The sequence below is a fragment of the Longimycelium tulufanense genome, assembly GCF_014645795.1.
Taxonomy (GTDB): Bacteria; Actinomycetota; Actinomycetes; order Mycobacteriales; family Pseudonocardiaceae; genus Longimycelium; species Longimycelium tulufanense.
On the sequence record NZ_BMMK01000071.1, the window covers coordinates 1 to 8733 of the forward strand.

Sequence of the window (8733 nt, forward strand, 5' to 3'; positions counted from 1 at the left end):
CCGACGGGTCAGCCGGGCGAGGCTTGCGAGTCGGGCGAGCGAGGCGAGGAACGCCCGACGGGTCAGCGACACTCTTGTGATGTCTCTAGTAAGAAAGGTCAGAAACGCTAGGCTCTCCCGTGATGTACCGCATCACAACACTTGCCCGGCTCACGTCTCTAGTAAGAGAGGCAAGGGAATGGCACTGACCGCACTGGACCAGCTCGGCGCGGATGCCGCCGAGAAGACGCGCGGTGTCTCCGCTACCGCGCTATCCGGCAAGGGAGGAACAGGAAAGAGCTTCCTTCAGTACCACCTAGCGGGGCAGGCCAGCGCCGAAGGCATCGACACATTGGTGATGGATGCCGACCCCGAGCAGAACCTCACCAACATCTACGCCAAGCAGGACCCCGAGATCGCGAACGCGCCGGGACTCGCCGACGTCCTGATCGCCGCTGGTGTCCTGAACGGCAGCGATAACTACGACATCGAAGCCGGCGCCGCCAAGCTGTTGGAGGTTATTCGTCCGCTCGGTCCCGACTGGCCGCATGTTTGGTTCGTGCCCGCAGGACGCGGGTTGCAGGGACTCAGTCAGATGCCGTTCAGCGGTGACGCGTGGGCATGGTTGCTGCGGGACATTATGGAAGCTGCCGGAATCTACCACCGGTTCCGGCTGATCCTGGGTGACACCGCCGGCCGTCGAGGTGCGCTGGTGACCATGGTCATGTACGCCTCGGATGTGGCGTACGCCCCGATCGCCAGTACCGAGGCCGCTGTCACCAAGGCGCAGGAAGCCCGCGGCCGGGTCCAGGCAATCCAGGAAGCCCACCCACTGAAGTGGGCCGGCGTCATCGTCACCGGTCTGGATCTTCGCGCGGCGATCAATCAGGTGCTCAAGGCCGATGCGGCCGAGGCGTTCGGCGCCAAGCTCGACGACAAGGGGATCAACTTCGTCGAGTGGGGACAGATCATCGCAGACATTCCGTACCGGCCCGCCACAGTTCACCAGAGCTACCAACTCGGCGAGCGACTCATCACCTACGCCGGCCCGCAGGCCCGCGACCTAGCCGGCATGTTCAGCAACATCCTCCACAATCACATCCTCACCGCCGTGCCCACCGAGGTGACCGCATGAGCAAGGTCGACGAACTCCGCAAGCGCAGGGAACGGCGGACCATCGATCCCGACAAGACACAGCCACCCACCAGCACCCAGGCGGCCCCCGCGAATGGCGTGCCCGACCCCGCCAAACTCCCCGAGGCAGAGACGGCCCGCCACGACAACGAACCGGCGACGACCGAGACCCCCGACGTCGAACGTCCGGCACCCGCCGACGAGGACGCCAACAAGCCAGACAAGCAGAAGCGTGAGGAACAGCAAGCGATCGAACCTAAAACTGACCCACCACCCGGCGAGCAGCACACCGAGACCCCCAACGAGAGGCTCGACCCTGACCAGTGGGTGACAGCGCTCGATGACCCCAGCATCGTCCCCGGCCACAGCGACTACCGCTCGTTCTACGTGGAGGACGAACCATTTGCCCGGTGGCGCGCCGCAATCTTCTGGTTGGGGCGCAGCCCACAAGCCCGAGGCGACGTACCACCCAACATGAGCGCAGCGCTCAACAACCTGTTCGCCCGGCAGGCGGCCGAATGGGAACAGCGCTACAACGGCGGCAGGCCGTTCCCACCCACCGACGACCAGGTGAAGGCATTCCGCAAGCGTCAGGCGAACGGCCAGGCCCACCGGAAGCGCCACAAGCAGCGCTGACAGCCCCCACCACATTCCGCGCCCCCGGTTGGACGTGATGACCAACCGGGGGCGTTCGGTATAACCGATGTTCCATGACTCGGTACGCGGCCGCGGCTGCCGCCCCCTGTGGACAGTCGACCCGCGGCCGGGTCGACTGCCCACAGGGGTTGCCCCCGGAGCAGCCTCTACCGCGGTTCGGCGAGGACCAGGCCGACGCAAAGCCCCCGACGAGGCCGGGACCTCGGTGAGCTTCGCGAAATACCCCAGCCGCTGGTAGCACTTCAACCGGACCAGCAGCGCCAACAAGTGCTGCTCGTGCTGCGTCTTACCGCGTGCCCACGTGATCTCACCCGACGTGGGCGTGAACGCCTCGGCCAGCTCCCGCACCGACACCGCACGCTTGAACCGCGGGTAGGCCGTGCGATCGATCGACGCCAACCCGACACCCCAACAAGATCACAACCGGGACCCGCACACCCTAGCCCCGCAGCACCGCCCTAGGTGCACCCACCCGACCAGCGGTTACGCCCGAACGCGGCCCCTTTCCGGCGTATTCGGTCCGTACCCCTGCTACTCGACGACGTCGACCTCGGCAACCGGCGACTCACCATCGCCGGGCGCACACGACCTCTCGACGAGATGACCCGCCGCGCCCTGCTGCACTGGCTCGACTACCGCCGCACCCGCTGGCCCACCACCGTCAACCCGCATCTGCTGGTCAACATGCGCACCGCCCTGACCACCGGCCCGGTCAGCAGCTACTGGCTCAACACCACCTTCCGCGGCCACGAAGCCACCCTCGACCGGCTGCGCATGGACCGCCAACTCGAGGAAGCCCTCACCCACCGAGCCGACCCCCTGCACCTGGCCCTCGTCTTCGGCCTCGACGAGAAGACTGCCATCCGCTACGCCAACTCCGCCCGCCAACTACTGGTGACCGCGAATGAATGCGACAATGGATCGCCATCAATCGGTATCGAGAGGAATCCACGGAAGCCATGACCTCCAAGGTGACGAAGACCGAGGCACTCAAAGTCTTCGAGAAGAACATCAACAGGGCGCGGGCGTTCCTTCGGATCTTCGGCAAAGGTGAAGAAGGTCGCAGACAAGGGCAACCAACCAACGACGAGAAAGAACTACTACGAGGCAGCCTCGTCTTCGCCGTCGGCGCCCTTGACGCCTACCTCAGTGATCTCATCCTGGAGATCGTGCCCAAGCACGCACCCAAGAATGAACACGTTCAGAAGGCGCTCTCCGCCATCGCCAAGAGTGATCCCGGCCTCGTCTTGAGGGTCAGTCTCGCACCAGACGACAAGTCACGTCGAGACGAGTTCCGCGATGCTCTCGCTGCCTGGCTTGAGAATCAGTCCTTCCACGGACCCAAGAAAGTGATGATCGCGCTTGACCACGTCGGATGCACACTAAAGTGGTCAGAGTTCGATTCCAAAACAGAAATCGACACGGCCACCGAACTTGACCGAGTTACCAAGGAACGGCACGGAATCGTGCACCGCGGAGAGAAGCCCGACGTCAGGAAAGACCCTGCCGAGAAGACAGTCGACCTCATCGAAACGATCGCCAAGACGGTGGACGCAGCGGTGATCAAGCACTACACCTGACTTGCAGCGAACCCAAGCATCAGTCCCGACCCTCCGGGGCGACTGGCCTCGGGTTCGCTGCTGCTGACCTTCACTCCCGCTGAACCCACGGACTTCCAGGGGTCCCCGTAGTACTCGCCGAAAATCGGGCGGATATGGCTGACCAGCGGTGATCCTGCTGCGAGTCGGGTTGCGGTCTTTGCGCTTGCCGGTGGTCGCCGCGGATGTCTTCCACCGATTCGCCGTTCGCGCGCCGGCGCAGCACGGTGTGCAGTGTGTCGTCATGATCACGGGCGGGTGGCGGCGTTGAGGCATTCGAGGGTGGCCTCGCGGTCGGTTTCGGCCAGCGCGGCCAGCGCATCACGCATCCGGCGTTCGGCCTTGCTCTCCCGCGCCGACACGGCCTGATCGAACAGCTGCACCACTTCGTCAAGCACGTCGGTGGCCGACTGCGCCAGCAGCGTCAGCAGGATCGGGTAGCGCCGCTGCGGGTCGCGTCGTTCCAGGGCCTGTGCAGTCAGCCGGCGCCCAACGGTCGCCAGGAACCGGCGGCGTTCGGCCGGCAGCACCGACAGATCCAGGGTGTCCGCGCCCAGGCCGCGCAGGAACTCCAGCTTGGCGACCTCGGCGCGCACCGCAGCCGGGGACGCCTCCACCGGGCCGGTGGACAGCCACCGAAGCCGGGTCATCCTGATCTCGGGGTCCACCACCAGCAGCGAATCCAGCCCGGCGCACCGCTGCTCGGTGAACTCGTGCACCAGCCGGTCGTAAGTCTCCCGCTGCGCCTCGGCACGGGCGTGCGCGACCCGCTCGACCACGGTCACCGGACCAGGGCGGATCACCTTCGCCGAGATGAGGTACTCACACGCCAGCCGGAACAGCAGCGTCGGCGAGTCGTGTTCCAACGCCCGCGCGAGGAGGAACTCGTCGAGTTCCTTGAGTTCCAGCGCGGTCGGCAGCCGCCATCCCAGGTACTTCGCCACCAGCCGCAGGTGCTCGGTCCGGGTCTTCGCCCGCCGTCCGTAGGTCCGCAACACGCTCGGGTCGACGCCAAGCTGTCCGGCCAGCCGAGCCACCGCTACAGGTGGCGCCGAGACCACGTTGTCCGGGACAAACCCGAGCCACGGCAACGCACACAGCGCCACGGACAGCCCCAACCGGTCGGCTGGGCCACGGCCCCGGCCGGGATCGACAAACGCAACATCGGCCGGCGTGAGAGTGAAGAACCGGAACAGCTCGTCCCGGCCGATCTCCGGGAACCTCCGCAGGCGCTCCAACTCCTCGTCCGCGAACACCCGCGTCGCCAAGCACAGCCTCCCACCAGCCCAAAGATCCCCTGTTCAGGAGCCTACCGAGGCATATCCCCGTCATATCCGCCCGATTTTCGGCGAGTACTACGGGGACCCCCAATGGCCTCCCGAAGCTGCGCGGCCCGCTGATCGAGCCGGTCGACGGCGCGGACCTGCTCCGGGTCGCGGGCCTCGACACGCCAGCGGCGTACCTGCTCCTCGTACAGCCAGTGGTCCGCGGCCTGCTCTCCATAGACCTTCTCCACCCGGTTCACGGTGGCGTCGTCCAGCACGTACGGCCCGCGGTCGGCCGCGGCGCGCAGCAGGCGAAGCTGCTCCTGAGCGCCGGATACTTGCTCGTCCACGATTCGCGCGATCATCGGCAGCATGTCCAGCGGCTGCCACATCGGCTCGGACTGGCGCATCGGGGGCTCGCCTCCGCTGGGGGACCGGCTGTCGGGGGCGACCAGGCTAGCGGCTCACCCGGAGGAACTGATCGGGTGATCGCTGTCCGCGCTACCGGGGTCCAGATGTACCGGACTCGGCAAGCTAGCCCGCCGCTGTGCTGGTGGGCTGATGGGCGACCGCTGGTCACACGCAACGGCGGTCCTGGATCACGCGCCGATCCAGGACCGCCGCGGTTTCGCGTGGGGCTAGATCACATGGTCGTAGCTGTGGTGATGTTCGGATACGGGTTGCGCGACGGAGTCACGCCAGGTGGTCGAAGTCGCCGGCCTTCGCGCCAGCGACGAAGGCGGCCATCTCTTCGCGGGTAAACACCAGCGTCCGGTGCTTCCGCTCGTCAGCGGGCAGCTTGTCATCTTGGAGCCCGACGAGGTCGTCCACTGCGGCGAACGATAGGCAGCCGCCGTTGCCGCCGCTGAAGCTCGACTTCTTGTACTGCGCGTCGACAACCGCGCGGTACTGCGCGTCGTCGATGTCCCTATACGGGTTGGGTGGTGCAGACACGGTTACAACTCCTCCATTACCTGGGCGATCAGATCCAGGCTCTCGCGGACGCTGAGTGCCTGGGCTACCGCCGCGTTCACGGTGTAGGTGCACTGCTTCACCGGGTCCCGATCCTCGTAGATGCGGGACGCGGTGTCGGAGTCGACGAACACCGCCTCGCCGTCCCCCTCATGGGGGAAGGTGAAGATCACCAAGCTATCTGACCCAGGTAGCGCGCCGGCGACGAAGGGCAACACGTGCACGGCTACCGGCAGGTCGTGCGCAACCTTGATCAGGTGCTGAAGCTGTTCGCGCATGACCTCGTGGCCACCAACGATGGTTCGGATCACACCCTCGGTCATGACTGCGGCCATGCCCTCGAAGTCGGGGTCCGACAACCGCTTCTGACGTCGCATCCGCAGATCCACCAGGCGGTCGATGTCGACCGGCTTCACGTGTGCGCGTGCCGCACCGATCACGGCTTCCGCGTAGCGCTCGGTCTGCAACAGCCCCTGCACGAAGGCCAGGTCATAGCTTCGGATGCTGGTGGCATCCTCCCCCAGCTCCGCCAGCATCTCGACCGGTTCGGGCACATACGGGCGGTACTCCTGCCACCATCCCCGCTCGTCGGCCCGGTGGCGGAGCTCTTCGAGCTCGTCCACCTTGCTCGCCGGTCCGCCGGTGGCCTGGACGATGCGCGCCAGGTGGTCCGCAGTGATCCGGGCGAGACCTGACTCAACACGGCTGAGATGCGTTGTCGTCAACCGCTTTCCCGCGCCGCTGCTGTTGACCCGCTCCGCGAGCTCTTCCTGACTGAGTTGTGCGTCTTCGCGGAGTCGGTGAAGTTGTTTGCCCAGCCGCCTACTCCGGACAGTCTTTCGCAAGGCCATACGCGATTGTGCTCCCTCGTCTGCGCTTGCCATACCAGCGTTGGAGTAGTCCGGGCGATCACCCGTTCGGGCGCTACAAGATCGTGAAACTTGCAGGCAAGATGCTAGCAAGTGGTATTAATCACTTGCCCCGACCACCAGACTCCCCCGGTGCCCGGCCGGTGTCCCCCCGGGTACCTGGGCACCGGGGACCCAAGCGGCGGGGGCCGCCCCGGACTCCCCCGACCCGGAGCGGCCCCCGCCTTCCCGTGAAGTGAAGGGGATGCGGACATGTGGCTCACGCGATGGATGCGCCGGCACCGCACGATGCGGACCGAGATCGCACGCGAGGACACGCTAGAGACCTGGACCGTGTGGGAGTGCGGCCGGCGCAAGGTGGTAGTTGCTCCGAAGTCCGGTCACTGGCCACCCGTCATGATGTCGCCGTTGGACGCAGGGCGATTCAGGGCCGCCGTTCGAGACGCGATCCTGGAAATGGAGCGTAGGGCGGATGATGGCCACCCCGGCCCAGCCCACCATGGGGCAGTGCCCGGGGTGATGGCGCAATGACGACCACGTCTCTTGCGTCGGCAGACCTCGTCCCGCGGCTGTTGGCCGCGGCGTGCGCCGAGCATTGGCACCGAACCCAGCTCGCCCTGGTGGACACCAGCGACGACACGGACTTAGTTGTCTGGCTGGATGACCGCTCGATCATGCCCGTGGAAGCCACGCCGGCCGAGCGGGAAGCGGTGCTCACGATGATCACGCGGACGCGCTGGCTCAAGCTGGACCGGCGCATCGTTGTTCCGCTGGGGGTAGGCCGCTGCCAGGAACCGTGTTGCCAGGCCATCCGGCCCGCAAGACTGGTGCGGCTCACGGCGGACGGCCGATCCCGCCACTACAGCCATGTGTTGCCGCGGACGGCCTGATGAGCGATCCGGTACGTATCCAGATGGATCTGTTGCGCCGGTACGGGTTCCAGTTCGAGAAGATTTACGACGATCACCACCAGGTCGCCACGGTAAAGATCACGCGAGTGTGGCGCGGCGTCCGTGACGTCGTCCTGGCCTACGGCCCGGACGAGTGCGCGGCCTACCGCGTCTGGGACCGCGACTTCAACCCGAGCAACCCGTTTGTGGCCGACCCTGATGTACGGCTGTGGAGCAGCGGCGGGCACTTCATCACCGTGACCACGGCGCTACTCTCCCAGCCCCACCCGATCGCCGGCACCTCCCACTTCCCCGGCGCAACCAGCGATAGCCCAACAGGCCGCCAGAACACAAGCACGCTAGACCACCTGCGGACTCCGGTGTCGCTCTTCGACGCGGGTCCCGAATAAGCGAACAGGGTCCCCCGCTCGGGAGCGGCGGGCCAGGTTAGAAGGTGTGCCCATGACCACAGCAACCAACGCCCCGGTATTCGGCTGTGCCAGTGAGCAGGGGCCGAAACGTCCCCGCAACGCTGACGCGCACGCCCACCACGTCCACCACGGCCGGCTCGCCGTTGTCGTCGTCGACGGCACGGGCAGTGCGCCCGATGTCGCCGCGTTCGCTGCCCAGGCTGCCGACACCACGGCCCGCGTCGCCGCTCGCCGTGGTCCGGTACTCGGCGTCATCCACGCGGCCGAAACCTGCATGGACACCGACAACCCCATCCCCCAGTCGGACGGGACGATTGTGGCCGCGACCGCTGAGGAAGGCGGGTACTGGTTGGTCGGCTGGGCCGGTGACTGCGTCGCCTACGCCGTCGACCATGACGGCGCGGTCACCCGGATCACCACCCCGGAGACCGAAGGGCAGCGGCTGCGCGACGCCGGCGAACCGGAGAACGTCGCGCGCAAGCACGACCACCAGACGCTCAACAGCGTCGGCCGTATCCACATCTGTGGGGTACGCGGAAAGGCTTCGCCGGCCGACACGCCCCGAATCCTGCTGGCCAGCGACGGACTCACGCTCAAAACCGACGAGATCGCCGCGATACTGCGGGACCACCCCAACGACCAGCAGACCGCGGCCGCACTGCTGGTGAAGGCCGCCCGGAAGGCAGGCAGCCGCGACGACATCACTGTACTGGTGGCGGTGCATCCCGACACCCAGCAGCAGGAAGAACAGGTTGAAGGAGGTGACAGATGATCATCCGGTTTGGTGGCAACGGTGATGACTACGAGGGGGACGAGAACCCGACGCAGCCATTACCACCCATCCCGCCACCCAAGAAGTAACTACCTGATTGAGTAAGAGCGTGTCTCACTTGGTAGATCGTTGAGGTGGGGTAGATGATCTCCACTCGTGGACGATC

Annotated in this window: 11 protein-coding genes and 1 pseudogene; 7 read left to right on the forward strand and 5 right to left on the reverse strand. The window is 66.2% G+C overall.

The window, feature by feature from the left end:
- Nucleotides 1-178 precede the first annotated feature (178 nt).
- Entirely contained in the window at nucleotides 179-1114 is a 936-nt protein-coding gene (locus IEY55_RS31050) for a ParA family protein (protein WP_189062158.1), read from the forward strand.
- The gene (locus IEY55_RS31055; protein ID WP_189062167.1) at nucleotides 1111-1749 is read left to right on the forward strand and encodes a hypothetical protein; all 639 of its coding nucleotides are present in this window, start codon (nucleotides 1111-1113) and stop codon (nucleotides 1747-1749) included. The genes IEY55_RS31050 and IEY55_RS31055 overlap by 4 nt, the downstream gene beginning before the upstream one ends.
- A 225-nt stretch (nucleotides 1750-1974) precedes the next feature.
- Here IEY55_RS31055 and IEY55_RS32720 read toward each other — a convergent pair.
- Nucleotides 1975-2169, reverse strand: a pseudogene (locus tag IEY55_RS32720) (DUF4158 domain-containing protein); the annotation flags it as partial.
- A gap of 63 nt (nucleotides 2170-2232) precedes the next feature.
- On the opposite strand from IEY55_RS32720, the gene IEY55_RS31065 reads away from it, so the two are divergent.
- Nucleotides 2233-2733: a hypothetical protein gene (locus IEY55_RS31065; protein WP_189062159.1), complete on the forward strand. Its 501-nt coding sequence runs from the start codon at nucleotides 2233-2235 to the stop codon at nucleotides 2731-2733.
- Complete coding sequence (locus IEY55_RS31070) at nucleotides 2730-3350, forward strand: HEPN domain-containing protein (RefSeq protein ID WP_189062160.1); 621 nt, start codon at nucleotides 2730-2732, stop codon at nucleotides 3348-3350. The genes IEY55_RS31065 and IEY55_RS31070 overlap by 4 nt, the downstream gene beginning before the upstream one ends.
- A gap of 266 nt (nucleotides 3351-3616) precedes the next feature.
- On the opposite strand, the gene IEY55_RS31080 is transcribed toward IEY55_RS31070, so the two are convergent.
- The 4 genes from IEY55_RS31080 to IEY55_RS31095 all read right to left on the reverse strand — a co-directional run bounded on the left by IEY55_RS31080 (nucleotide 3617) and on the right by IEY55_RS31095 (nucleotide 6489).
- On the reverse strand, nucleotides 3617-4636 hold the full coding sequence (locus tag IEY55_RS31080; RefSeq protein ID WP_229686935.1) for a DUF4158 domain-containing protein: 1020 nt from the start codon (nucleotides 4634-4636) through the stop codon (nucleotides 3617-3619).
- A gap of 41 nt (nucleotides 4637-4677) precedes the next feature.
- On the reverse strand, nucleotides 4678-5043 hold the full coding sequence (locus IEY55_RS31085) for a hypothetical protein (RefSeq protein WP_189062161.1): 366 nt from the start codon (nucleotides 5041-5043) through the stop codon (nucleotides 4678-4680).
- A gap of 283 nt (nucleotides 5044-5326) precedes the next feature.
- A complete protein-coding gene (locus IEY55_RS31090; RefSeq protein ID WP_229686936.1) occupies nucleotides 5327-5587 on the reverse strand; it encodes a DUF397 domain-containing protein in 261 nt (86 codons plus the stop codon).
- 2 nt (nucleotides 5588-5589) lie between these two features.
- Nucleotides 5590-6489, reverse strand: a complete 900-nt coding sequence (locus IEY55_RS31095; RefSeq protein WP_308424802.1) for a helix-turn-helix domain-containing protein — start codon at nucleotides 6487-6489, stop codon at nucleotides 5590-5592.
- A gap of 512 nt (nucleotides 6490-7001) precedes the next feature.
- On the opposite strand from IEY55_RS31095, the gene IEY55_RS31100 reads away from it, so the two are divergent.
- From IEY55_RS31100 to IEY55_RS31110, 3 genes are read left to right on the forward strand one after another with little or no spacing between them, the layout of a single operon-like run.
- On the forward strand, nucleotides 7002-7364 hold the full coding sequence (locus IEY55_RS31100) for a hypothetical protein (protein ID WP_189062163.1): 363 nt from the start codon (nucleotides 7002-7004) through the stop codon (nucleotides 7362-7364).
- Nucleotides 7364-7774, forward strand: coding sequence for a hypothetical protein (locus IEY55_RS31105; RefSeq protein WP_189062164.1), 411 nt, complete (start codon nucleotides 7364-7366; stop codon nucleotides 7772-7774). Before IEY55_RS31100 ends, IEY55_RS31105 begins: the two co-directional genes overlap by 1 nt.
- Before the next feature lie 52 nt (nucleotides 7775-7826).
- Nucleotides 7827-8567, forward strand: coding sequence for a PP2C family protein-serine/threonine phosphatase (locus tag IEY55_RS31110; RefSeq protein WP_189062165.1), 741 nt, complete (start codon nucleotides 7827-7829; stop codon nucleotides 8565-8567).
- Nucleotides 8568-8733 lie beyond the last annotated feature (166 nt).